At 57.9% G+C, this 24549-nt stretch carries 18 protein-coding genes and 1 pseudogene; 4 read left to right on the top strand and 15 right to left on the bottom strand.

Annotated elements, in window-relative coordinates; genetic code table 11:
* Positions 1-68: 68 nt before the first annotated feature.
* From ACTG2U_RS18185 to tapM, 9 genes are all read right to left on the bottom strand, one after another.
* Positions 69-941 carry a Dam family site-specific DNA-(adenine-N6)-methyltransferase gene (locus ACTG2U_RS18185; protein WP_005335008.1) on the bottom strand — a complete coding sequence of 291 codons (873 nt, stop codon included), beginning with the start codon at positions 939-941 and terminating at the stop codon, positions 69-71.
* 70 nt (positions 942-1011) lie between these two features.
* Positions 1012-2592: an SPOR domain-containing protein gene (locus tag ACTG2U_RS18180; RefSeq protein WP_439974887.1), complete on the bottom strand. Its 1581-nt coding sequence runs from the start codon at positions 2590-2592 to the stop codon at positions 1012-1014.
* The gene (gene aroB / locus ACTG2U_RS18175; protein WP_421327600.1) at positions 2582-3664 is read right to left on the bottom strand and encodes a 3-dehydroquinate synthase; all 1083 of its coding nucleotides are present in this window, start codon (positions 3662-3664) and stop codon (positions 2582-2584) included. The genes ACTG2U_RS18180 and aroB overlap by 11 nt, the downstream gene beginning before the upstream one ends.
* A 14-nt stretch (positions 3665-3678) precedes the next feature.
* Positions 3679-4197, bottom strand: a complete 519-nt coding sequence (aroK, locus tag ACTG2U_RS18170) for a shikimate kinase AroK (RefSeq protein ID WP_005335014.1) — start codon at positions 4195-4197, stop codon at positions 3679-3681.
* Between the two features lie 191 nt (positions 4198-4388).
* On the bottom strand, positions 4389-6632 hold the full coding sequence (gene pilQ / locus ACTG2U_RS18165; protein WP_439974886.1) for a type IV pilus secretin PilQ: 2244 nt from the start codon (positions 6630-6632) through the stop codon (positions 4389-4391).
* Positions 6633-6648: 16 nt separating this feature from the next.
* Positions 6649-7182: a pilus assembly protein PilP gene (locus tag ACTG2U_RS18160; RefSeq protein ID WP_439974885.1), complete on the bottom strand. Its 534-nt coding sequence runs from the start codon at positions 7180-7182 to the stop codon at positions 6649-6651.
* Positions 7179-7778 (bottom strand): PilO family type IV pilus biogenesis protein TapO, encoded by a 600-nt coding sequence (gene tapO / locus ACTG2U_RS18155; protein ID WP_019446350.1) that lies wholly within the window; start codon positions 7776-7778, stop codon positions 7179-7181. The genes ACTG2U_RS18160 and tapO overlap by 4 nt, the downstream gene beginning before the upstream one ends.
* Positions 7775-8353 carry a PilN family type IV pilus biogenesis protein TapN gene (tapN, locus tag ACTG2U_RS18150; RefSeq protein WP_005353997.1) on the bottom strand — a complete coding sequence of 193 codons (579 nt, stop codon included), beginning with the start codon at positions 8351-8353 and terminating at the stop codon, positions 7775-7777. Before tapN ends, tapO begins: the two co-directional genes overlap by 4 nt.
* Positions 8341-9402, bottom strand: a complete 1062-nt coding sequence (gene tapM, locus ACTG2U_RS18145) for a PilM family type IVa pilus assembly protein TapM (protein WP_162516418.1) — start codon at positions 9400-9402, stop codon at positions 8341-8343. Before tapM ends, tapN begins: the two co-directional genes overlap by 13 nt.
* A gap of 300 nt (positions 9403-9702) precedes the next feature.
* Here tapM and ACTG2U_RS18140 point away from each other — a divergent pair, with 300 nt between their 5' ends.
* Positions 9703-12174: a penicillin-binding protein 1A gene (locus ACTG2U_RS18140; protein ID WP_213389591.1), complete on the top strand. Its 2472-nt coding sequence runs from the start codon at positions 9703-9705 to the stop codon at positions 12172-12174.
* 48 nt (positions 12175-12222) lie between these two features.
* Here the strand turns inward: ACTG2U_RS18140 and oxyR are convergent, their stop codons facing one another.
* From oxyR to ACTG2U_RS18120, 4 genes are all read right to left on the bottom strand, one after another.
* Positions 12223-13122 carry a DNA-binding transcriptional regulator OxyR gene (oxyR, locus tag ACTG2U_RS18135; RefSeq protein ID WP_005354003.1) on the bottom strand — a complete coding sequence of 300 codons (900 nt, stop codon included), beginning with the start codon at positions 13120-13122 and terminating at the stop codon, positions 12223-12225.
* Positions 13123-13279: 157 nt separating this feature from the next.
* Positions 13280-14917, bottom strand: a complete 1638-nt coding sequence (locus ACTG2U_RS18130; protein ID WP_021229786.1) for a methyl-accepting chemotaxis protein — start codon at positions 14915-14917, stop codon at positions 13280-13282.
* A gap of 176 nt (positions 14918-15093) precedes the next feature.
* Positions 15094-15738 carry a DsbA family protein gene (locus tag ACTG2U_RS18125; RefSeq protein WP_439974884.1) on the bottom strand — a complete coding sequence of 215 codons (645 nt, stop codon included), beginning with the start codon at positions 15736-15738 and terminating at the stop codon, positions 15094-15096.
* A gap of 75 nt (positions 15739-15813) precedes the next feature.
* Entirely contained in the window at positions 15814-16674 is an 861-nt protein-coding gene (locus ACTG2U_RS18120; protein WP_439975134.1) for a Vmh family MBL fold metallo-hydrolase, read from the bottom strand.
* A 126-nt stretch (positions 16675-16800) separates the two neighbouring features.
* Here ACTG2U_RS18120 and ACTG2U_RS18115 point away from each other — a divergent pair, with 126 nt between their 5' ends.
* Positions 16801-17700, top strand: a complete 900-nt coding sequence (locus ACTG2U_RS18115) for a LysR family transcriptional regulator (RefSeq protein WP_439974883.1) — start codon at positions 16801-16803, stop codon at positions 17698-17700.
* Positions 17701-17766: 66 nt separating this feature from the next.
* On the opposite strand, the gene ACTG2U_RS18110 is transcribed toward ACTG2U_RS18115, so the two are convergent.
* Complete coding sequence (locus ACTG2U_RS18110; RefSeq protein WP_439974882.1) at positions 17767-18546, bottom strand: BPSS1780 family membrane protein; 780 nt, start codon at positions 18544-18546, stop codon at positions 17767-17769.
* A 302-nt stretch (positions 18547-18848) separates the two neighbouring features.
* Between ACTG2U_RS18110 and ACTG2U_RS18105 the strand changes: the two genes are divergently transcribed.
* Positions 18849-19670: a peptidoglycan DD-metalloendopeptidase family protein gene (locus tag ACTG2U_RS18105; RefSeq protein WP_374995454.1), complete on the top strand. Its 822-nt coding sequence runs from the start codon at positions 18849-18851 to the stop codon at positions 19668-19670.
* Between the two features lie 88 nt (positions 19671-19758).
* On the opposite strand, the gene ACTG2U_RS18100 is transcribed toward ACTG2U_RS18105, so the two are convergent.
* Entirely contained in the window at positions 19759-21096 is a 1338-nt protein-coding gene (locus ACTG2U_RS18100; RefSeq protein ID WP_421268978.1) for an MATE family efflux transporter, read from the bottom strand.
* 155 nt (positions 21097-21251) lie between these two features.
* Between ACTG2U_RS18100 and mscM the strand changes: the two are divergent.
* Positions 21252-24532: pseudogene (mscM, locus tag ACTG2U_RS18095) on the top strand (miniconductance mechanosensitive channel MscM).
* Positions 24533-24549: the final 17 nt, after the last annotated feature.

Raw genomic sequence — 24549 nt, 5'->3', positions numbered from 1 at the left:
TTTTGCGGCATCGGCACGGGCGCGGACTTGCCCATAAAAAACGGCGCCCTTGGGCGCCGCATGGTCTGTTACGTCAGTGGCAGCAGTTCACTGTCGCTGGGATAGTAGCCCTGCTCCGGTTCGATTCCGGGGGGATAGAGCGCCAACAACTCGGCCACCTTGTTGCGGGTGCCGCCGTTGCGACTGATGGTGCGCTTGACCAGGATCTCGTCGAGGCGGGCACCGCGATAAAGCTCACGAGTCAGCTCAATATCGTGGTTGCTGATCAGCACTGGCACCCCTTTGTGAGCAGCTGTGTGACGGGCCAGTCGCGCCAGGATCGCCTGATCATCCAAAGTAAACCCGCCGGAGGCATAGGTGGTGAAGCTCGCCGTAGTGGAGAGCGGCGCATAAGGAGGATCACAATAGATAACCCAATCCTCTTCGGCACGCTTGATGGCATCGGCGTAGCTCTCGCAGATAAAGGTCGCCTTCTGCGCCTTTTCGGCAAAGGCCCACAGCTCTTTTTCCGGGAAATAGGGTTTCTTGTAAGAACCGAACGGCACGTTGAAGCCGCCCTTCTTGTTGTAGCGGCACAGTCCGTTGAAACCATGACGGTTGAGAAACAGGAACAAGAGTGCCCGCTCGAAGGTGGTCTCGGTCTGATTGAACTGGGTACGCAGCCGGTAATAGGCCGCCTTGTGGTTGTGCTCTGCCACAAACAGCTTGCGCGCCTCGGCAATGAAACTGTCCGGCGTCAGCTTGAGATGGTTGTACAGGCAGATCAGATCCGGATTGATGTCGTTGAGCACATACGCGTCGTAGTCGGTGTTGAGAAACACTGACCCGGCCCCGACGAAGGGCTCCAGCAACACACGCCCGGCCGGCAGGCGCTCGGCAATCTCTTCAACCAGGGAGTATTTTCCCCCGGCCCATTTTAAAAAAGCGCGTGTTTTTTTCATGGAAATCCGGTGTGTAAGAAGGCAAGACCCAAAAAGGGGGACGATTCTACCCCCTTATCCGGTATCAAGGCTATTGCTTCAGCTCTTTTTGTACCTGTGCAAACGACTTGGGCCAGGGCTGGCCTTTCAGCAAGGCTGGCGGAAGCTTGCGAATGGCACTCTTGGCCTGGGTCAGACCGGCATAATCCCCTTGCAGCACAACGTACCAGGGGCTGCCACGGAATTTGGTTTGATAGACCCATACCTTGCCCGCCAGACCATGCTCGGCGACAAACTGATCCACCGCCTTGGTGTTGCTCGCCCCCATCAGCTGAACGCTGTAGTGGTTGCGCGGCTTCTTGTTCAAGGTGGCGACCGGTGTCAGGGCCACTTTGGGTGCTGGCGCGGCAACCGGCTCGTTACTGGCTGTTTTGGTGGTGGCCGCAGGCGTTGCGGTTGTCGCCGGATTCAGTGCCTTGGCGGTACTGGCTGGCGCCGTGGTTGCGACTGCACCACTGGGAGCTGTGCCACTCGGGTTCTTGCCGGTCAGCTCGTCCACCACGTCAGTAGGCAGTGCACCGCTCACCTTGGGTTCGGTCATCAGCTTTTGCACGACCTCGTCAGAGATCACCACCCGACGCCCTTCGTAATTGGTTGATTCGGTGGTCACAGTTTCGCTCTCCACCGATTTGGGCAGCACTTTCGCCTCCGGCTGCCAATCTTTCACAACCCCGTTTGGATTGCTGGCTGCATCGCTGTTTTGCGCGCCTTGTGCAGCGGCATCGGTGTTCGAACCGCCAGCGGTGAGGGGATCGCCTCCCGTTACCGGGATCGGCAATGCCGTGTTCTGCGCCGGATCCTGCAGTGCCGGTTTGCTTTCATTGTCAAACAGCGCTGGCAGCAGGTAGCTCAACGCCAGCAGGCCGCCAGCGACCAGCGCGATAGCGGTGGCAATCTTCTTGACGGGCAACTCCGCCTGACGCTTCTTGGGCCTTCTGTCGGTCATGATATCCTCCAGTAACTGCATGATGGTGGACGGATGTCCGTTCGCCGTTTTCAGGATCTCCTCCACTTGCGGCTTGGGCAAGAGGGTCGCCGGGATCTTGAGCTCTTTGGCTTTCTCATACAAGAAGATGCGCTGCTCGGGCGGGCTCAGTGGCGGCACTTCCAGCTCAAGGGCTGGCATGGCACGCCCTTTGAGCTGCGGTCGTTGGGTACGACACCAGACGTCACTGCCCGAGACGATAATGGCCAGCTGATGGGGCGCCGCTAGGGTATCGTTATGACGGATGATCGCCCACAACTCTCCCAGCAATTCGGCTGGCAACTGATCGGCCCGCTCTATCAGCAGCAGCAGGGTGGCAGGCTTGCTCCCCTCCAGCATGCGAAAGAAGCTCTCCGCCAGCGCATCCTGTGGATTGAACAGCGGGCGCGCCACCACCTGTGGCAGCAACAGCTGGCGCACATCCACCATCTTCATGGCAGGTGTACCAATCAGGCTCACCACCCGCACTTTTTCCGGCAACACGCCGAGCAGGGATTCGCACAGGGTACCGCGACCACAACCGGGTTTACCGGAGAGAAAAATGAAAGGGTGATTGAATTCAATCAGATGCAGCAGCCGGTCAACCAGCTGCCGCTGGGAAGGAAGTTTTAGCAGTTTATTCGTCACGACCAGACTCGATCACCGCCAGCAACTCGGCATCGGACACATCCCCCACCACCTGCGCATGGCCGATACCAACCGGCAACACCAGACGCAGCTTGCCTTCCAGCACCTTCTTGTCACGGCGCATATGGCGAATAAAGGCGGCGAAATCCATCTCGGCAGGCGCATGAATGGGCAGATTGGCGGCCAGCAGCAGAGCGCGCACTCGCGCAACGTCCTCTTCGCTCATATCGCCACGGGCCTGCGCAGTCCAGGCAGCCAGCATGGTGCCAGCGGATACTGCTTCACCGTGCAGCCAGTTGCCATACCCCTGCTCAGCCTCGATGGCATGACCAAAGGTGTGACCCAGATTGAGCAGAGCACGGACGCCGTGCTCGGTCTCATCTTGACCGACCACATCGGCTTTGATCTCGCAGCAGCGTTTGATGGCGTAGGCCAGCGCGGCAGGTTCCAGCTGTTGCAGACGCACCATGTTCTGCTCCAGCCAGCTGAAGAAATCAGCATCCCAAATGATGCCGTACTTGATCACCTCGGCCATCCCTGCGGCAAATTCGCGGGCGGGCAAGGTACTCAGACATTCGGTATCGATAACAACTTGTTTGGGCTGATAAAAAGCCCCAATCATGTTCTTGCCGAGGGGGTGGTTGACAGCGGTTTTACCGCCAACAGAGGAGTCAACCTGGGAGAGCAGGGTGGTCGGGATCTGGATAAAAGGAATGCCACGTTGATAGCTTGCTGCCGCAAAGCCCACCACATCCCCGATCACGCCGCCCCCCAGAGCGATCAGTGTCGTATCGCGCCCATGGTTGGTTTCAAGCAGAGCAGACATGATCTGCTCAAAGGTCGCCAGGTTCTTGTATGCCTCACCGTCAGGCAGGATCAGGTGTTCAACCTGAAAACCCGACAGCAGAGCGGTTACCCGTTCAAGATAAAGCGGAGCAACAACCGTGTTGGTCACTATCATCACCCGCTTGCCCTTGATGGTCGATACCAGCACCTCGGGGCGCTGCAACAACCCGGCAGCTATCTCGATGGGATAGCTGCGTTCACCCAGTTCGACCTTCAACCGTTCCATGGACGTCCTCTAGATTACATACCGATCAGCTTTACAATTTGATTGGCAACGATTTTTGCGCTCTGGTCATCTGTGTGCACAACAAAGTCGGCAACCTCTTCATACAGGGCATTGCGCTCTTGTGCCAGACGTTCCAGCACTTCGCGTGCCGGTTCTTCGGTCTGTAGCAGAGGGCGGCGTTTGTCTCGCTGTGTGCGCGCCAGCTGCTTTTCGATAGTGGTTTCGAGGTAGACCACGATGCCACGAGCAGACAACTTGTTGCGGGTTTCGCGACTCTTGATGGCACCGCCACCCGTCGCCAGCACGATACCCTGCTGCTCTGACAATTCGCCGATCACCTTCTCTTCGCGAATCCGGAAACCTTCTTCGCCTTCAACATCGAACACCCAGCCGATATCAGCACCACTGCGGCGCTCAATCTCATGATCTGAGTCGAAAAACTCCATATGCAGTTGTTCTGCCAGATGTCTACCTATGGTGCTCTTGCCCGCACCCATGGGACCTATCAGGAAAATATTGCGTTTCTCAGCCATGTCTTTTCGTTAGTAATTACAAACTGTACGACCCCGATGAATACTGGATCGGGGTACCTATGAACCTTATCTTGCGATGGATCAGGAGGGGGATTATCTCAATAGATATCGGGACTGGCAACCGCAGCCCTTACGCCCCAGCCTCATTGGGGCGTAAGGTTATATGTGTTTTACCCTCACATGTAAAGCATTCAGAAGGCGTCGGTGACTATCTTGGGCGTCACGAAAATCAGCAACTCCCGCTTTTTGTTCTCATTGGCCGTCTTGCGGAACAAGGCCCCCAATCCGGGGATATCACCCAACAGCGGCACCTTGGTGACATCCGTCTTGATAGTCTGCTGATAGATACCACCCAGCACCAGGGTCTCGCCATTATTGACCAGCACCTGAGTGGTGATGGATTGGGCATTAATGGATACTGCCGGGCCAGTAGGCGTATCGACAGTCTCTCCCTTGGTATCCTGAGTGACGGTCAGATCGAGAATCACCCGATTATCAGGGGTGATCTGCGGCGTGACTTTCAGGCTCAGTACCGCCTTCTTGAAAGTGACCGAGGTGGCGCCACTGGAAGAGGACTCTACATAGGGGATCTCGGTACCCTGCTCGATCAGCGCCGGTTTCTGGTTGGCAGTAGTCACCCGGGGACTTGCGATAATTTCCGCCTTATTCTCACGCTCCAGCGCAGAGAGCTCGAGATCCAGCAGGGTGCCATTAGCTAATCTGGCGACCTGGAATGCCAAGGTTCCGGCCGCTCCGGTCACCGGCAGGTTGACGTTCATACGGTTACTAGCATCTGGTCTAGTCATATTGGTAATGATGTTGCCATTATTATCAAGATTGCCGTTTCCCGATGCATCATTCCCTTCAATAGAGCCTGAAGTACTGTTGCCATGACCATCATTCTTGGTCACCCCCCACCGCACCCCGAGCGCTTCATCAAAACCGTCATCAATGGTCACCATCCGCGCCTCGATAACCACCTGCTTGACCGGAATATCGAGAATATCGAGCATCCGTTTGATGCTGCTGATGACATCGGCGGTATCCTTGACCACCAGCACGTTGGTTCGCTCGTCCACGCTGACCGCACCACGGGGTGACAGCAACTTGGTACTTTCGGAAGAGAGCAGGGCAGCCACTTCCGAGGCCTTGGCATAGTTTATCTGCAGATATTCGGTATAGAGCGGAGCCAAATCTGCGACCTGATTTCGGCTCTCCAGCTGTTGCTTCTCGCGTGTTGCGATCTCTTCTGCAGGCGCTACCAGCAAGATGTTGTTATCCAACCGCTTATCCAGACCCCGCACCTTCAAAATAATGTCGAGCGCCTGCTCCCACGGCACCCCATCCAGACGCAGGGTAATATTGCCTGCTACCGAATCTGTGGTTACCAAGTTAAGGTTGTTGAAATCGGCAATAAGCTGCAATACGGTACGGACTGGAATATCCTGAAAGTTCAATGAGATGGGCTTTCCCTGATACTGCTTGGATGCCGTGGCCGTCGTCCGCTTTTTCACCTCGATAATGAAGAGCTTGTCTGCCTGATCGTAACGGTAATCAAACTGACCATTGATCGACAATTCAAACAGGGTATCGCTGCCCTGCCGGGAGACTTCAACCTGAGAGACCGGCGTTGCAAAATCCTGCACATTGATCAGATTAAGCAAGCCATCCGGAACCCGAGTACCATGAAACTTGGCCAGTACGGTCTGGCCGCGACTGCTCACATCGACGGCGGCCGAGCTGTTATCCAGCGTGACCAGAAACTCCCCCTGGCCATCTTTACCACGACGAAAATCCACACCGGTAACCGTGTTGAAATAGGCGCCGCCCCCACTGCTTTGATAGTTGTTGAGCACCGGCTTGCTGGCAGGCTGTGTGGCTACCGGCGTAGTCACGGGCGCAACAGGCATCGACCGGGCGACGACCTGAGGATTGAGCAGTGCCGAAGGAGAGGGTGTGGCCGCCATCGAAGAGGGCGCTGGCACAGGAGTAGCCGAGGTTGCGGGTGCAATCAGCGCGCTCTCACCATTGATGAGCCCGGAAGAGGCCCCCTCGCCCAATGACACCAGTAATTTGTTCCCCTGTTGCTGAACCTGATAGGGGGCCAGCTGATCGAGTGCGATCTTGATATCCAGACCTGCGCCCTTACCCTCAACCTTGATATTATCTACCCCCAGGCGCTGGATCGGCAGCGGGTTCACTTTCAGCGCCCCTACCGCACCGGGAACATGCAACAACAGCTGATTGGGTTGGTAAGAGAGACGATCGGTAAAGCCCGTGACCGGCTCACTGAAACTGAGCTCCACCAGCAATTGATCGGCAAGCAGTGGATTGACCTTGATCTCCTGCAGGGTTGCCACTGCCCACGCCTGACTGAGGGCGCTGGCGCAAAACAGCAAAGCCACTTTGGATACACTCTCTATTGTTGTTCTCATTGCTGTTCGTCCCTGATTATTGTTTTTCTTGCACATTGGCCATTGCCAACTGGGTTTCTCTTGTTACCCAGCACCCCTTCCCGTCCGGAATGGTTTCCAGCAAATCCACGGCAGTGTCAGTGATCTTGATGACCCGACCCTGATCAAGCCCCATATACTGGTTGAGTCCGACCCGCATCGATTTGCCATCCGGGGTGCTGATCAAGGCCCACAACTGACCCGCCTTACCCAAAGAACCATGCATCGACAGACTGGCCAGCGAATAATTTTCCAGCACCTCTTTCTCACGGTCCATCAGGGTCTGAGCACAATCCGGCTGGGCCTTGGCAGTGCTTGTACTTGCGACCGTCGTCTCAGGCTGGGGAACCATGAAGGGGCTGCGCAACTCGCGTTGCTGGTAGTGCATAGGGGCAAAAGGCTTCAGCTCGGGCAAGGGCTCGATAGGTATGGGCGGCCTTGCTTTGGTCTGGGCGACATAGCTATCCATGTCCTCCTGGCCACCACAGGCCGCCAGCAAGAGGGCAGACAACAACCAGCAGATGCGTCTCATTGTTTCGGCTCCACTGTTTTACCATTGTACTTGTAGGTCTTGGCCAGCATCGACATCGAAATCAGCTCCCCTTCATCCTTGCTCTGACCCAGAGTGAAAGAGTCAAGAATGACGATACGGGGCAAGGCAGCCATGTCAGCGGTAAACTTGCCAATTTCATGGTAAGTGCCCACGACTTCGATACGCATCGGTAGCTCTGTCGAAAACTCGTGCTTGACCTCGGGTTCCCAGTTGATCCGGTTCAATTTCAAGCCATTGTCGGTAGCAATAAAGCTGATATCGTCCAGCAGACCGGCGACCTCATGGGTATTGGGCAACTGCTTGAGCTGGGTATCAACCAGTTGCTCAAGCTGAACCATTTGCGCCTTGTATGCCCCCAGGTTGGCAGCCAGCATCGCCTTGCTTTCAAACTGGGCTTTCAGTTCGGTCTCCTTCCCCGCTTCCTGAGTCAAACTGGTCAGTGAGTTGGCAATCACGTAGTAGTAGATGGCGCCACCGGTCAACACGCAGCAGAAAAAGATGAAGACCCCTTTTGCCCATTTTGGCCAGCTTGCTATGTCATTGATATCCAACTCGTTGAGTTGCTGAAGATTCATTGTTGCTCCTTGGCCACATTCCCTGCAGCCGCAGCATTGTTGGCGATCAGGAACATCATGGAAAACTGGCTCAATGACACTGGCGCAACATCAGCCGCAAAAATAGTGCTTATCTTTGCCTGCCCCAACCAACCGGAACCATCAATCCGCCGCATCATGCTGGCCACCCGACCATAGGCTTCGGTCTTGCCATTAACATCAATAATATTGTTCTGCATCGAAAGGGTGTTGAGGTAAACCCCGTTGGGTACCAATGAAGGCAGTTGATTAAAGAGGCGAACGGGCACATTGCGTCGCATCTGCAACTGCTCGATGAGCTGCATCCGATCGATCAGTTCCTTGCGACGCTCTTTGAGCAGACGGATCTCCCCCAGCTGGGCATCGAGAATAGTCATCTCCTGAACCAGCCGCTGGTTGCGCTGCTGCTGGGCGACGATCTGGCGATCAACGAGCCAGTTGGCAAAAAATCCCAGCGCGACCGTGGCCAGCACAAAAATCCCCAGCAAGGCCCCGAACTGTTTCTTTTGGCGCTGGGCCCGGGCTTCACGCCAGGGCAGAAGGTTTATATTTGACATGGTGTGAAACTCCTCAGAGCCAACCCGAATGCCGTCATATATTTAGCACCATGTACCAGCTCGGCTTCCCCTTTCGGCTTGCCAAACAGGGCGAACAGATCCGGGTGCAACACCTCGCAATTGACCTCTTCTTTTACCTGTACCAACAAACCGGGTAGCAGACTGCCTCCCCCCGTCAGCACCAGTTTTGCGATGTCGCGATAACCGGATGAACTGCAAAACAGCTGGATATTGCGCCGCACTTGCTGCAGCAGCGAGTTGATGTGGGGCATCAGCACATCCAGCTCATGGTCAACTGGCAAGGTACCTTTGGTTTTAGCCTGCTCTGCCTCATCGAGCGTCATGCCATAAAAGGAGGAGAGCGCCTGGCTGTACTGATCGCCGCCGAAGTTTTGCAAGCGGGAGTAGATCACCTCTCCCTTGACCAGCGCCGCAAAGGTCATGGCACTGGCACCAATGTCGATCACTCCGATGGGCCGTTCACTCTCCAGCAATTCGGGCAGGCAGGCCACCACGGCACGGCCCAGCGCATGGGCGCCCACATCCACCACCTTGACGGCAATACCGGCTTCGGCAAGGGCGCTGACCCGGCCGTTGACACTCTCGGTGCGGGCTGCGCTCAGCAGCACATCTTGACGATCTTCGCTATTGTTGGTGCTCAGCACCTCAAAATCGAGACTCACTTCATCGAGGGGGAAGGGAATGATCTGCTCGGCCTCCAGCTGCACCTGACTCTCCAGCTCCTTGTCGCTGAGGCGGGCATCAATCTGGATCACCTTGGTTATCACGTTGGAGCCGGTCACCGCAGTGGCGGCATAGTCGCTGTGAGTTGGGATCAGGCGCTTGAGAGTCTTGAGAGATTGGCTGACGCGCTCGATATCCTGCAATTGATAGTCAACCAGCGTCCCTTTCGGGGTGGCGATATCGGCGACAGATTCGAGATGAAGCTTGCCGGGTCGGCCACTGAGGGTAACGGCCTTGATGGTCTGGCTGCCAAAATCAATGCCCACCAGAGGGAGGAGGGATCCCTTGTTAAAAAGCCCAAACATATACACATCCATGCGTTATTTGGTTTTATTCCTGAACAGAGTGTAGGACACCCGATCAGAGGAGTGCTTCACTCATCCTAAATGCTCTAACTATCAATGTCATAAAGTTTATGTCGAAAAGTGACCCATCTCGCTTTCTTCATGGCAAGTGGCCCTCCTTGGTTATTACTCCCCGTAGTGCTAACCTCTCGCATCCTTTTGAGGTGGGTGGCTCGCCACAGGAAAACCTCGAATTCCCAATGGCAAAAGGGCTATACTCTGCGCCCGTTGGCTAATTTTAAGACGATTGGTAGTTCTTCCATGCTGAAATGGCTCGTTCGCCTGTTTATTGTCATGATGCTGGGTGCAGTGCTGGGTGTTGCCAGCCTCATCGGTATCTACTTCTATATCAAACCCCAACTGCCCGATGTCACCGCACTGCGTGACGTCAAGCTGGCAACCCCGATGCGGGTTTACAGCCGGGATGGGGAGTTGATCGCCCAATATGGCGAAATTCGTCGCATTCCGCTGCGTCTGGACGAAATTCCGCAACCCATGATCGATGCCGTACTGGCGACCGAAGATGCACGTTTCTATGAGCACCCGGGCATTGACCCGATAGGTATCATTCGAGCCGCTTCCGTCTGGGCTGTTTCCGGCCATGCCCGTCAGGGGGCCAGTACCATCACCCAGCAGGTTGCCCGCAACTTCTTCCTGAGCAATGAGAAGACCATCATCCGCAAGATCAAGGAGGTCTTCCTTGCCTGGCGGATCGAGCAGAATCTCTCAAAAGATGAGATCCTCGAACTCTACCTCAACAAGATCCCCCTCGGTTATCGCTCCTTCGGGATCGGTGCTGCGGCACAGGTTTACTTTGGTAAAGAGGTCAAGGATCTGGGACTGGACGAGATCGCCATCATTGCCGGTCTGCCGAAAGCCCCCTCCATGCTCAACCCCATCCGCTCCCCCGAGCGGGCCTTTGCTCGCCGCAACGTGGTACTGGGCCGGATGCTGGAAACTGGCAAGATCACCCAGGCCCAGTTTGACGAAGCGTCCAAAATGCCGATCAAGGCCCGTTTTCACGGCGCCGAAGTGACCCTGCACGCCCCTTATCTGGGGGAAATGGTGCGCCAGAAGATGGTCGAGCAGTTCGGTGAAGATGCCTACACCATGGGCCTGCACGTCTACACTACCGTCTCTGCCGAACGTCAGCGGGCGGCAAGACAGGCGCTGCTGGATGGCGTCTTTGCCTATGACATGCGTCACGGCTATCGTGGCCCGACGGATCAGTTGTGGAAGGCAGGCGAGACAGCCTGGGATTACGAGCAGATTGTCGCTCACCTTGGCAAGCAGCCCACTTATGATCCGCTGATGGCGGCGGTCGTGACCAAGCTCGGTGATCGCAGCGCCACGCTGGTACTGAAGAATGGCAAGGAAGCAGAGCTCGGCTGGAACGGCATTAAATGGGCCCGCTCCTTTATTACCGACGACCGTCAGAGCTATGCCCCGAAATCGGCGCGCGATGTGCTGAAAGTCGGCGCCCAGATCTGGGTGCGGGAAGAGGGCGAAGAGTTGCTGCTGGCCCAAATCCCGGACGTCAACGCCGCGCTGGTTGCCATGAACCCGAAAAATGGCGCGCTGGAAGCAGTGGTTGGCGGCTTCAGCTTCGAACTATCCAAATTCAACCGGGTCGATCAGGCGCGTCGCCAGATCGGTTCAAATATCAAGCCTTTCCTCTATGCGACCGCGCTGGAGCACGGCTATACCCTGGCGTCGCTCATCAACGATGCGCCGATCAACCAGTGGGATCCGTCAAAAGGGCCCATGTGGCAGCCCAAGAACTCCCCGGCCGTTTATGATGGTCCCACTCCGCTGCGTCTGGGACTGGCCAAGTCCAAGAACGTGATGTCGGTTCGACTGATGCGCGCCATCGGTCTGGATACCTATATCGACGGTCTGACCCGCTTTGGCTTCCCCCGCGACTTCATCTCTCCCCATGAGTCGCTGGCGCTGGGCGCTGCCGAATTCACCCCCCTCGAAGTGGTACGTGGTTACTCGGTACTGGCCAACGGTGGCTTCCTGGTGACCCCATACTTCATCGACAAAGTGACCGACAGTCTGGAGAACACCCTCTATCAGGCCAATCCTGCTATTGCTTGCACCACCTGCGAACAGCAGGCAGCACCCGAGCAGAGCACACTGCCGGAGCCAACTGTTGATGGAGCCGCACAAGATGGCACGCAGACCCCTCTCGCGCCAATCATCGCACCGCATACCATCAGTGCCCAGAGTGCATTCTTGATCACCGACACCCTGAGCACAGCCATCTGGGGTGGCAACGGCTGGCGTGGTACAGGCTGGCGTGCAGCCCGTGACCTGAAACGTCACGATATCTCAGGCAAAACCGGTACAACCAACGAATCGCGGGATGCCTGGTTCTCCGGCTACACCCCGGACATCGTTGCCACCTCCTGGATCGGTTTTGACAACCACCAGCGTGGCCTTGGCCGTGCCGAGTTTGGTGGCGGCGCCGCGCAGCCTATCTGGATCGACTTCATGAAAGTCGCCCTCAAAAAGCTGCCGGAGCACAAAATGCCGGTTCCCGAAGGGATCATGACGGTGAAGATTGATAGCGAAACCGGCCTGCTGGCAACCAGTGGCGGCACCGACGAATACTTCAAGGAAGGGACCGAGCCGACCCGCTACGCAGCACCGAGCTCGGATGGCAATCAGGTCTACGGCGGTGACAACCCCGATGTGGAAGGGCCTGTCTCAACCGACGATATCTTCTAAGCTGCTCTCGCGGCAGAAGCAAAACCGGCAGCCTTGGCTGCCGGTTTTTTATTGGGCCAACTGCTTGCTCATCAGCGTAGCGATCGAGGCGGCCAGCTCGTTGAAACAGGGGCGACGCACCGAGTAGTGGCGATAGAGCAGCGAGATGGTACGCCCCGGCACAGGGTCAACCACCGGCCGATAGCTCACCCCTCCCTCATCATGATCGGCAGGTACGGCCAGCTTTGGTACCAAAGTCATGCCGCTACCGGCGGCCACCATGTTGCGCAGGGTCTCGAGACTGGTCCCCTTGAAGCGTTGATCCTCACCTATCCCGCCGGCGAAACAGAATCCCATCGCCTGATCCCGCAAACAGTGGCCATCGGCCAGCATCAGCAATTTCTTGCCCTTGAGATTGCCAAGCGGCACCTGTCTGGCCTGTGCTTCGGGGTGATGGCAAGGCACCGCCAACCACATCGGCTCATGATAGAGCTGGATTGAACCAAACCCCTCCATCCCCGGCATCTCGGCCAGAATGACGCAATCCAGCTCCCCCTCTTCCAGCCGTTTGAGCAGGGTTTGGGTCTGCTCCTCATAGAGGTAGAACTCCAGCTGGGGAAAACGCTCACGCAGGGTCTGAATAATGCGGGGCAACAGGTAGGGGCCCACGGTCGGAATAAAACCGATATGGATCTCCCCAGACATCGGCTCGGAGAAGTGCTGACCGATGCTCTTGAGCTCGCGCACCTCCTTGAGCACCCGACGCGCCTGATGGGCCATGGCATCACCAGCCGGAGTAAACAGCACCTTGCGCGAGGTACGTTCGATCAGAATGACCCCGAGTTCATCCTCCAGCTTGCGCAGCTGGCCGCTCAGGGTGGGTTGACTGACAAAGCAGCGTTCAGCGGCTTTGCGAAAATGTTTTTCCTCATCCAGCGCCACCAGATATTCGAGATCACGAAGATTCATACAGCAAGAGTCCTGCCTGGAAAATGGGCCATCAGCATGCACAATATCGTCCGGCGGGACAAGTCATCAGCTCGCGGTGAACCTCTCCGGCTGCCCTTCCAAAACAGAAAAAGCCCGATCACCTTGTGGTAATCGGGCTGTTTGACTCACCGAGGGATTACACCCTGAAACGGCGCACCATATCTTGCAGTTGGGTAGCCAGATGGTTCAGCTCGTTGCACGCCTGAGCCATCTGGGTGGCACCGGCGGCCACCTCTTCGGAAGCATGGCTGATATTGACCACGTTGCGGTTGAGCTCCTCGCTCACCGCCCCCTGCTCTTCGGTGGCCGTTGCAATCTGGATATTCATGTGGGAGATGCTGCTGACCGAGCCACTGATCTGGGAGATAGACTCGCCCGCTTCCCGCGCGGTAGCAACCGTGGTATTCATCAGCTCCTGACTCTGTTGCATGGTACTGCCCGCCTGTTCGGCACGCTGCTGCAACTCGGCAATGATGGTATTGATCTGGGAGGTGGAGTCCTGAGTGCGCTTGGCCAGAGTACGCACCTCATCGGCCACCACCGCAAACCCCCGTCCCTGCTCACCGGCACGGGCCGCTTCAATGGCGGCGTTCAATGCCAGCAGGTTGGTCTGTTCGGCAATGCCGCGGATCACCTCCAGCACCATGCCGATATTGCGACTGTCATCGCCCAGTTGGCGGATCACCACCGCGGTACTCTCGATGGCACCGGCGACCCGTTCAATACGTTGAATGGAGTCATTCACCGTTTGCGCACCAAGTTCGGCCGTCTCACTGGCCGAGGTGGCGGCACTGGCCGCATCGCTGGTATTGCGAGAGACCTCCTGCACCGTGGCTTGCATCTCGTTCATCGCCGTCGCCAGCTGGTTCAGCTCATGTTGCTGAGCATTCATATTGTTGGCTGACTGCCTTGCTACAGCACTGATCTCCTCTACCGCAGAGCTCATCTGTACAACAGAACCGGATACCTCCCCAACCAGTTTGCGCAAGTTTTCTTGCATCTGCGCAAAGCCTTTCGCCAGTTGTCCTAATTCATCCTGATTAAACGCATTCAACTCCACACGATGAGTCAAATCACCAGCCGCGACGCTACCAACAAGTTCCAGCAAGCGATTAACGGGTCGTTTGATTTGTTGACTCAAATACCATGCAATCAACACCACGAAGATGAGAGTCGCTGCGCCAGTCAAGATACTGAGGAATTTGGAGCTGGTGTATGCCTCTTCACCTTGGGCATCCATCTCCTTGCCAATACGCTCATTTATCTCACGCAAATCCATCGTTAATTTTGTTGCCTGCTCCAGCGTGGTTCTGAGATTCCCTTGCAAAATCTCTCTTGTCTTGTCACTACTCTGTTTCACCGCCTGATATAGCGGGTCATGCGCAGTAAAAAAGGCATTTCCGGCAGTCTTCAACGCGTTAAAGGTTTGCTCTTCATCAGCAGCATTAAAAGCCAATCCGCCGTAATTAGCCGCAGCCTGCTCAAAACGTGCCTTTGAATCCATCACACCTTGTTGGGTTCGTTCAATATCCGCACTGTCGTTGTAGCCCATCGCGATCACCATAGATAATTGGAAACGCCGAGCATCAAGCAGTGCGATATGCATCTGACTTGCATAGCGAACAGAAGGGATAAGGTTCTCTGCCAATACAGTGTTTTGTTGATTGAGATACGACAGTCGTGAGACGCCATACCCGGCAAGCAGGCATACGCAAAGTGCCAGCACCGCAAAGCCAGTACTCAACTTCTGACCTATGGACATATTCTGGAGCATAGATTCATCCTTAACTGCGTGTCATCGTTTAATGTCGGTTTTGATAGGAGCTATGTGTTCATGTTTTTGTAATTGAGCATAGCCGTAGGGCTGTGCTTTTGTAGTTTGCATAAGCACCATATATCGCTATCGACACGCAGAGAGGGCCACTTTAACTACCGCAGACTATTAACGGTTTACTCTATTGCCCGCAACAGTCGTGGGATCAGCAACTCCGGCTCCCCCAGATACTGGTTGACCTCTATTCTTTCGAGTTTTCCCCCTCGCTCTATACCCAAAGTAGGATAACCCTGACCGCCTAGCCGTTTCATCCAGCCCTGGCTATCTGCCAGATGTTGCAGCAAGGGGGCCTGCAGATAAGCTTGCTGGAATGCCTCGGCTGAAATCCCCTGCTCTGCCGCCAGCGTGGCTAGAAACGCTGGCTCACCAATCCAGATCCCGTCCCGATAGTGGGATTGCTGGATCCGGTGCAACATGACCAGCCCATCGCCCCCCAACGCCGTGACGGCCAAAACCGCACGGATCGGCAGCTCGGAGTCCAGCAGACACCCTTCCCGCAGCAGCAGTTCGTTAAAGTAGCGTTCGCCAAAATGCTGGCCGGTCAGCGCTTCAATCCGTTGATCATGGGGGCGCACATAATCACGCAATGCCTCGCCCATCGGCTGACGGCGACTGCCCAGCCAGAGGCCGCCCGCATGCAGCTCGATCTTGAGTCCGACAATGGTAGCTGCCGCCTGCAGCAGGGGGGCGGCACCATAGCACCAGCCACAGAGCGGGTCATAGACATAATGGAGGGTGGTTTGTTGTTCGCTCATCTTCATTCTCACGTCAATCTTGGATAAAAAACCGGGCCCTTAGGCCCGGTAAAAAAACACAGGGAGAGCAGGCTCAGTGGCTTACCACTTCATCTCGCCGGTATTGACCTTGGCACCAATGGCCAGACCATCGTCAACCGGCAGTGCCGGATAGGCCTTCTTCAGGGCCTCGATCAACTCACCGGAGTTTTTCGCCTTGGCCAGCTCCTGCTCGAAACGCTGTACATAGTCACGGGTAAAGGTCACAGCGGCACTGCCTTTGGGCGCAGTGCCCAGGAAGTGGCCCGGTACCACGCGCTCGGGTTTCAGGGCCAGCAAGTTGTCCAGCGCCTTGACCCAGTTGCTGCGGGCCGCTTTGGTCTGGCTGTCCGCCATCCAGACATGCACCCCGTGGTAAACCGGCACACCACCAAAAGCAGTCTTGATGGAAGGGGCCCAGAGGTAGGCATTAGGAGTGTTCATCTCTTTGATTTCAATCTTCTCGCCATCCAGCGTCAGGTGGCTGGCAGTCATCACTTGCGGCACGGTCAGGCTCTTCGGTGCGCCCTTGCCCAGGATCGGGCTCCAGTAGCTCAACTTGGCATCCTTGGTCTGGTTGATATGGTCAACCACATGCTGGTCGGCCAACACTTTGACATCCGGGAACGCAGCCATGACCGGCTCCAGACCGAAGTAGAAGTCGGGGTCACCGGCACTGATATAAACAGTGGTCAGCTTCTTGCCGCTCTTCTTGATCATGTCGACCAGCGCCTGGCCATTTTGCACGTCGAACTGGGCATCGATCAGGATTGCCTCTTTGTCACCGGTCACCAGTGAGGAGGAGACCGGGAAGATCGCCTTCTCGCCAGGGTTGTAGACGGTCACGCTCAGGGGGGCGGCCAGTGCGGCGCCGCTGAGCAGGGTGGTAGCCAGAGTCAGGTTGCGGATCAGGGTGTTGTTCATCATCTATTCCTCATTAAGTATTCGGGGGGTCATTTGATGGACACAGTGTATTGGATCATTTAGGGTGCAAATACAGCACTAACAGCGCATCACTGTTGCACATACCGAACATATAGAGAGCTATACATGGATCGACTGACCGCATTGCGGGTCTTCGTCAGCGTAGTCGAACAGGGAAGCCTGAGCGGCGCCGGAGAGAAACTGGATATGTCGCGCGCCATGGTGTCGCGCTATCTGGCCGAGCTGGAGAGCTGGATGGGCGCTCGCCTGCTGCACCGTACCACCCGGCGTCTTAGCCTGACTGGCCCAGGTGAGGAGGCACTGAACCGTGCCCGCGCCATGCTGGCGCTGGGCGAGGAGATGGAGCAAATCGCCGTAAAGAGCGACGATGCCCCCAAGGGGCAGCTCAGGATCACCAGCAGCTACTCCCTGTCGGAAGCCTTGCTGGTCGGGGCTGCAAACGACTATCTGGCGCAATACCCGGGGACGGCCATCGATATCCTGCTGCTCGACAGAACCGTCAATCTGGTGGAGGAGCGGATCGATCTGGCGGTGCGCATCACCAACGACCTCGACCCCAATCTGGTGGCGCGCCGTCTCGGCACCTGCCACTCGGTGGTCTGCGCCAGCCCGGCCTATCTGGCCCGTCATCCGATGCCGCACAAGGTGCAGGATCTGGCGCTGCACAACTGCCTCACCTACACCTACTTCGGCAAGAGCCTGTGGGAGTTCAATGGTCCGGGTGGCCCCGAGTCAGTGCCGGTCAGCGGCAACCTGAGCGCCAATATCTCCAACCTGCTGCTGGAAGCAACGTTGGAAGGCGCAGGGATCAGCCTGCAGCCACGCTACTCGGCACAACCCTATCTGGAGCGTGGGGAACTGGTGCCCCTGCTGACCGACTGGCAGCCCAAGCGCCTCGGCGTCTACGGGGTGTATGCCACTCGCAAGCAGATGTCGCCACTGCTGCGCAGCTTCCTCGATTTTCTGCTGGCCCGCATGGCGGCGGATCCCATCTGGCAGGAGTAAGCACTCCGCACACCCAAACATAACGAAGGGGCCGCTGCGGGCCCCTTCTTCACTCTGATCCCTTGCTCAGGCTTCAAATCCGAATGGTTCTGAGTGCGGCGCTTCCGGCTGCGCACTCTCGTCCAGGAAAATATCCTGATAAGCCACATAGATGGAGTAGTTGAGCGCCGGGATCACCACCAGCAGACCTACCAGCAACAGCACAGCGCCAAACAGCAACAAAATGGCTGAGAGCAGCCCCCACCAGAAGAAGGGAAAAATATTGCGCCAGCAGCCGAAGAAGCTCAGCCGTACCGCCTGAATGATGCCGATATCGTGGTGGTAGATCAGCGCAGGAGCAAAGATGACCCCCATCAGCACGGGAATGATAAGCAGCATACCCACCAGCAACACCAGCAGCAGTTGTTGCAACTGGCTGGCAGAGACCACCATGCTCTCGGGATCCTGCGTCAGCAGCGGGAGCAGCCCCCACATGGAGAGCAGACCGAGACAGACGAGGCCCACCAGGCTGAACAGCAGCAACACCAGCAGACCGCCTAGCATCAGCGGGGTCAGCTTGTGGCGAAAACCGGCGAAGAGATCGGCAAACTGCAGCGGCTCCCCCCGATAACCCCGAGCGGCGACCGCCACCCAACCCGCGCCCCACACCATGTAGAGCAGCTGGGAGATAAGGCCACCCGCTGGCAGTTGCTCCAGCAGCATGCCCACCATAAACCAGACCAGCACCATGGCCACGCTGATCCCCATCCCCTTGTTGAAGATATCGAACCCGCTGCGAACCCAGAGCCAGCCACGACCTGTCGTGTACCGGGCCGGTGTGGTGCGCAAAGGGGGTAATCCGTTCATATCGTCTCCTCGGAGTGTCGGTGGCATCAGTGCCGGAAGCCGATTCTAGAGCCAGGGCGGGGGCGACTCAATGGCGAAGCGGCCCGACTACGACATAAAACCTGACGCAGCTATACACAAAAGGGGCGTCAGCCACGCCTCGCCTCTGGCTGCCCCGACCATAACGAGGCACAATCTGCTCCCTCCCCCAACCGCTACTGTCGTGGCCTACGTGTCGTGCTCACCCTTTAGTGATCGACGAATACCGGACAGAGGGTTGTCATCCCGCCATCCCGGGCGCTTTAACATCGAGTGGTATCGTCATGAGAGTTGTGTGTTGTCTGTTGTTGTTACTGGCCAGCCAGTCAGCCCTGGCCGAGGGTTTTATCAGTCGCCTGCTCAACCATCCGGTGCCGGGTGGCGTGGCCGTCGTGCCCCTTGGCAAGGCATCCACGGCGCCACAAGCCCATTATCAGGGCAAGCCCGTACTGGTCGTGCAGGAAGATGGCCAGTGGATCGCCATCGTCGGCATCTCCCTCAAGAGCCCGCTTGGGGCCCAGCAGCTGACTACCGGTGATGGGCGCACGCTTGGCTTCACCGTCACCCCCAAGCACTACCGCGAGCAGCACATCAAGCTCAAGAACAGCCGTCAGGTCAATCCGCTCGCCGAGGATATGACACGTATCAACCGCGAGCTGGCGGAGCAGACCCGGGCTTACCAGACCTTCAGCCCCAACCAGCCGAGCAACCTGATGTTCGACAAGCCGGTCAACGGCCCCCTCTCCAGCCCGTTTGGCCTGCGTCGTTTCTTCAATGGCGAGGAGCGCAATCCCCACTCCGGCCTCGACTTCGCAGTGGGCGCCGGCACCCCGATCAAGTCCCCCGCCGCAGGCAAGGTGATCCTGATCGGCAACTACTTCTTCAATGGCAATACCGTCTTTGTCGACCACGGTCAGGGGCTCATCAGCATGTTCTGCCACATGTCGAAGGTAGATGTGAAGCTCGGCCAGAGCCTGCCGCGTGGCGGCATCGTCGGGCGAGTCGGTTCGACCGGCCGCGCTACCGGCCCCCATATGCACTGGAACGTCAGCCTCAACGACACCCGGGTCGATCCCGCTATCTTTATCGGCGCCTTCAAGCCCTGAATCGGCAGAGCCCGTTAACAAAACATCCTCTAACAAAACAGGCAGCCCATGGCTGCCTGTCTGCTATCTGCACGTCGAACCTGATTACCTATCCGGCCAGCGCGTGGGCGCCGGACTCCCGACGCATCGCCCGCCACATCACCAACACCAGCAGCGAGCTGCACGTTGGCAATGCCAGCCAGACCCCGGGCACGCCCCACAGGGTCGAGAATCCCCACAAGAAACCGCCGATCAGCACCAGCTTGCCACCGGTGAGCAGGGAGGCGATGCGGGCCCGATTGATGGCCTGGAAGTAGGTGGCCCCCACCAGCAGCAAGCCCTCCATCGGCAACCCCCAGAAGTAGAGCCAGATCCCGAGGCTCGCCACCGGCAGCAAGGTAGCGTTGTCCCCGGCAAACAGATAGACCGCCGCCTCCGGCCACAGATAGAGCGGGAACATGGCGCACAGGGCGATCCCCAACGTCACTCCGAGTGCCAGGTTGCGGATCCGCAGCACCCGCCGCCAGTGACCGGCGCCCGCGTTGAAGCTGGCGATGGGCTGGATACCCATGGCGATCCCCTCAAACACCAGATAGAAGAAGGCCTCGGTGTAACTGATCACCCCGTAGGCCGCCACATGCAGCGAAGTACCCACCGCTAGCAACGCCTTGTTGTGCAGCGCCAGCACCACAGAGAGATAGAGGTACATCAGAAAACTGGAGACCCCGAGGCGCACCGTTTCGCCCATCAGCCGCAGATCAGGGCGCAAGGTGTCCCAGCTTATCCGCAGTTGGCTGCGCGGCGTGAAGAAGTGCCACAGGCAGGCGAGGCCCGTCACCGCCTGGGAGAGCATGGTGGCCGTCGCCACCCCGGCCAGTCCGAACGGAAACACCACCATCAGCAGATAGTCGAGCAGCACGTTGAGCAGCCCCCCGACTACCATGATGAGGGTGACAAATCCGGGGCGGCCATCGTTGCGCAGCAGCGAGCTGAACGCCATCGACAGCACCGCAAAGACGCCAAGCCAGGCGTAGGCCTGCAGGTAGGAGAGCCCGGCGGTGAAGATATCCCCCTCCGCCCCCATCCAGGCCAGCATGGGCTCGCCATAACGGATCCCGATAAAACTGAGCAGTGCCGAGGCCAGCAACACAATCACCAGGGCATTGCCGACGATATGGCGGGCTTTGGCCGGATTGCCCTGCCCCAGATAGAAGGAGACCAGCGACGAGGCCCCCATGCCGATCAGCGCCCCCACCGCATAGAGCACGGCGCAGATGGGATAAGCCAGCATCAGACCGGCCATGCCATCCTGACCCAGCACATGGCCAACGAAGATGCCATCGATGGTGACATAGATGCCGGTGATCAGCATGGCCGCCACGGTCGGGGTTACGTAACGCCAGAAAAGGCGAGATAGCGGGGCTGTGCCCAGATCAACAGCTGACATATTCGACTCGGTGGAGAGAAAGCGGCCGGGATCATAGCGAAACGGCAGCACGACTTCCTGTTATTTGTGTTATGAATCATTAATATAGACTGCTTTACCCGCCTCCCTGCCCTGTTTTAGGCTAGGGCCACCTCTTCTGAACGGAAACGAGCCTCATGTTGCAACGCCTGCTCACCCTCTTGCTGCTCTCCCTTCTCTTGTTGCCGCCAACCGTGCGCGCCGACGATGCCATTGCCCAGGCCGAATCCCTGTTGCAAAGCGTGCCCAAGAGCGATACCCCGGAAAACCAGAAGCTGCGGGAGAGCTACCAGCAGGCGCTGCAATTTGCCAGAGAGGCCGAGCGCTATCGGGAGCAGAGCAAAGCCTATCAGCAGATCCTTATCGATTACCCCAAGGAGTCGGCACGGCTCAAGGAGAGCCTGCACAACTATCAGCCCGCAGCTCGCCCGCCGCTGGCGAGCCTCCAGGAGGAGGCGCTGCGCCAGGCCATAGGCTTGAGCAGCAACCGCCAGCTCAACCTGCGCAAGGAGCGGCAGGGGGTGATGGATAGCCTCAACCAGCTGGAGAGCACCGGGCAGGAGTATCACCTGCGGGTGGATGATCTGCGCAAACAGCTGCAACTGACCCGCAGCCAGCTAGAGCGACTGAGCTTCAGCAGCGAATCGGATCGCCAGCAGGAGGCACAGCTGCTGCTGACCAGAATGAAGGAGCAGAGCCTCTCCGACCGGATCCAGATGCTGGAGCTGGAGCAGCTCTCGGCCCAGCAGCGCAACGATCTCGGCAAGCTGAAACTGCAGGAGCTCAATCTGGCCATCGCTGACGAGGATGAGTGGCAAGCCAGCCTGCTGACCCAACAGAACCAGCTGCGGCGGGAGAAGACCGAGCAGGCGCTGGAGGAGAGCGAACGGCTGCGCAAACAGCTCACCACCGACATGCCGCTACTGCTGGAGCAGCAACAGCAGAATCAGGCACTCTCCATCCAGCTCGGCACGCTGGAGGATCAGATTGAGCGGGTGCAGGACGAGCAGCGCAGCGTCGACAAGAATCTGTTTGAACTGAATGAGCTGGTCAACTCGGTGCGCGAACAGCTGGAGTGGCTGCAGATCAGTAATGCCTACGGCGAGAACCTGCGCAGCAAACTCTCCGATCTGCCCCCCCAGTTCCCCCTCGACAAGCTGGAGTCCGCCATCGTCAGCGCCCGTATGGCCAAGTACCAGTACGAGAGCGAGCAGGATGGGCTCAAGGATACCCGCCAACTGCGCGACAAGCTGATGGCCGAAGAGGAGGTGACGCTGGATCGGCCACAGCAAGCGGTGCTCGACAACCTGCTCAAGGCCCGGCGCCAGCTGCTGACCCGGCTCAACGACGCCTCCGACACCCTCATTCAGGAGCAGACCCGTCTCAAGCTGCTCTACAGCCGCCAGAACAGCAAGATCGACGAGATCCGTGAAATAAGCGCCAGCCACCTGTTCTGGATGCCCGATGTGCGCCCCTTTACCCCGCAGGTCATGCTCGGCATTCCCGCCGCGCTGACCTTGGCCTTCAACCCGGACAACTGGTTGCAACTGCCCTACGCCATCGCCGAAAACAGCCCGCTGAGCCTCACGCTAGCCGGTATTGGGCTGCTGGTGCTGGCCTGGAGCTGGTTCAAACTGGCCCGTCACCTGAGCCTCTATTGCGACCATATTGCGCCACGGATCGGCAAGGTAACCCAGGACAAATCAGCCTCACCAGCCGCTTGCTGCTGCGCTCCCTGCTTGCCGCCCTCCCCTTGCCCGCCATGGTGCTGATGGTGCGCGGCCTGCTCGAAGGGGCCTGGCAATACCCGTTTGCGGTGGCGGTGGCACGCGGTCTTGGCGAGATCTGGTTTCTGCTGCTGGCGCTGGTGATGGCCCGCCATCTGACGCTGGAGCGGGGGATTTTGATCCACCACTTCCGCTGGCCCCGGGAACAGGTGCAAAAGGTGTGGGGACAGTTTCGCACCCTGCTGCTGGTGCTGATCCCGAGTTTCTTCGTGCAGGGGATGGCCAACAGCTATCAGGAGCACGCCTTCTACGACTCCCTCGGCCGGATGGCCTTCATGATCGGTGCACTCTGGCTGCTGCTCTTCTTCGCCCGCCTAAACCGGGAGCGATTGCCGCTCACCTGGGGCCAGACCGACATGACCAAGCCCCATCTACTGCACCACTTCATCTGGAATAGCCTGATGCTGGCGCCACTGCTGGCGGTGATTGGCGCCCTGTTTGGCTACTTCTATACCTCGCGCACCCTGCTGCGCCAGCTGGAGCTTAGCCTGCTGATGGGGCTGGGTTGCCTGCTGGTCTACTATCTGGCCAGACGCTGGATGCTGATCCAGCGCCGCCGCCTCGCCTTCGAGCGTGCCAAGAGCAAGCGGGCCGAGATCCTGGCCCAGCGCGGCCGGGAAGAGGGGCATGACGAGCTCAGCTCCGAGACCCCGGACGTGGTGGAAGAGACTGAGCTGGATCTCGATACCATCAGCGCCCAGTCGCTGGGGCTGGTGCGCACCCTGCTGATGCTGGGCTTCACCATGCTGGTGGTGGTGCAATGGTCGGATCTCAACTCCGCATTCAGTTTCCTCAGCAATATCGAGGTGTGGCAGGTGAGCAGCAAGATTGGCGGCATCGAGCAGCTCTCGGCCATCACCTTGCAGGATCTGATGCTGACCGCCTTCGTTTTCATTCTGACCGTGGTGACTGCCCGCAACCTGCCGGGGCTGATGGAGCTGACCCTGCTGCAACACCTCAGCCTCTCCCCGGGTACCGGCTTTGCCCTCACGACCACCAGCAAGTATCTGGTGATCCTGATCGGTGCCCTCACCGGCTTCTCCATGCTCGGCATCGACTGGTCGAAGACCCAGTGGCTGGTCGCCGCCCTCTCGGTGGGACTGGGTTTCGGTCTGCAGGAGATCTTCGCCAACTTTGTCTCCGGCCTCATCATCCTGTTTGAGAAGCCAATCCGGCTCGGTGACACCGTCACCATCCGCGATCTCACCGGCACCGTCACCAAGATCAAAACCCGGGCGACGACTATCGTGGATTGGGATCGCAAGGAGATCATCGTGCCCAACAAGGCTTTCATCACCGAACAGTTCATCAACTGGTCGCTCTCCGATGCCATCACCCGGGTCAAACTGCGGATCCGGATCGGCCTGACCCGGGATCCGAAACTGGTGCAACGCATTCTGGAAGAGTCCATCCAGGCATCGACCCTGGTATTGGAGACGCCGACGCCCGAGGTCTTCCTGATCGAATTCACCGACTCGGCACTGATCTACGAGATCCGCCTCTACGTCAACAACATGGATCACCGGATGCCCATCACTCACGAGGTTCACTCGCTGGTGCTGGAGAAGATGCAGCAGCAGGGACTTACCCTGCCCCATCAACAGATCGACATTCACCTGAGCCGCGGCTGATCCGCGAGGTAGAAGGA

The sequence above is a fragment of the Aeromonas sp. 95A genome (assembly GCF_051919235.1).
Lineage (GTDB): Bacteria > Pseudomonadota > Gammaproteobacteria > Enterobacterales > Aeromonadaceae > Aeromonas > Aeromonas veronii.
This window is presented reverse-complemented; position numbering and strand designations above follow the sequence as displayed.

Excerpts from the sequence above, each read along its gene's own strand:
- aroK (WP_005335014.1), bottom strand. The coding sequence starts at position 4,197 with ATGGCTGAGAAACGCAATATTTTCCTGATAGGTCCCATGGGTGCGGGC.
- aroB (WP_421327600.1), bottom strand. The coding sequence starts at position 3,664 with ATGGAACGGTTGAAGGTCGAACTGGGTGAACGCAGCTATCCCATCGAG.
- tapO (WP_019446350.1), bottom strand. The coding sequence starts at position 7,778 with ATGAATCTTCAGCAACTCAACGAGTTGGATATCAATGACATAGCAAGC.
- ACTG2U_RS18160 (WP_439974885.1), bottom strand. The coding sequence starts at position 7,182 with ATGAGACGCATCTGCTGGTTGTTGTCTGCCCTCTTGCTGGCGGCCTGT.
- ACTG2U_RS18115 (WP_439974883.1), top strand. The coding sequence starts at position 16,801 with ATGGATCGACTGACCGCATTGCGGGTCTTCGTCAGCGTAGTCGAACAG.
- tapN (WP_005353997.1), bottom strand. The coding sequence starts at position 8,353 with ATGTCAAATATAAACCTTCTGCCCTGGCGTGAAGCCCGGGCCCAGCGC.
- ACTG2U_RS18110 (WP_439974882.1), bottom strand. The coding sequence starts at position 18,546 with ATGAACGGATTACCCCCTTTGCGCACCACACCGGCCCGGTACACGACA.
- ACTG2U_RS18120 (WP_439975134.1), bottom strand. The coding sequence starts at position 16,674 with ATGAACAACACCCTGATCCGCAACCTGACTCTGGCTACCACCCTGCTC.
- ACTG2U_RS18130 (WP_021229786.1), bottom strand. The coding sequence starts at position 14,917 with ATGCTCCAGAATATGTCCATAGGTCAGAAGTTGAGTACTGGCTTTGCG.
- ACTG2U_RS18185 (WP_005335008.1), bottom strand. The coding sequence starts at position 941 with ATGAAAAAAACACGCGCTTTTTTAAAATGGGCCGGGGGAAAATACTCC.
- ACTG2U_RS18100 (WP_421268978.1), bottom strand. The coding sequence starts at position 21,096 with ATGTCAGCTGTTGATCTGGGCACAGCCCCGCTATCTCGCCTTTTCTGG.
- pilQ (WP_439974886.1), bottom strand. The coding sequence starts at position 6,632 with ATGAGAACAACAATAGAGAGTGTATCCAAAGTGGCTTTGCTGTTTTGC.
- oxyR (WP_005354003.1), bottom strand. The coding sequence starts at position 13,122 with ATGAATCTTCGTGATCTCGAATATCTGGTGGCGCTGGATGAGGAAAAA.
- ACTG2U_RS18105 (WP_374995454.1), top strand. The coding sequence starts at position 18,849 with ATGAGAGTTGTGTGTTGTCTGTTGTTGTTACTGGCCAGCCAGTCAGCC.
- ACTG2U_RS18125 (WP_439974884.1), bottom strand. The coding sequence starts at position 15,738 with ATGAAGATGAGCGAACAACAAACCACCCTCCATTATGTCTATGACCCG.
- tapM (WP_162516418.1), bottom strand. The coding sequence starts at position 9,402 with ATGTTTGGGCTTTTTAACAAGGGATCCCTCCTCCCTCTGGTGGGCATT.
- ACTG2U_RS18140 (WP_213389591.1), top strand. The coding sequence starts at position 9,703 with ATGCTGAAATGGCTCGTTCGCCTGTTTATTGTCATGATGCTGGGTGCA.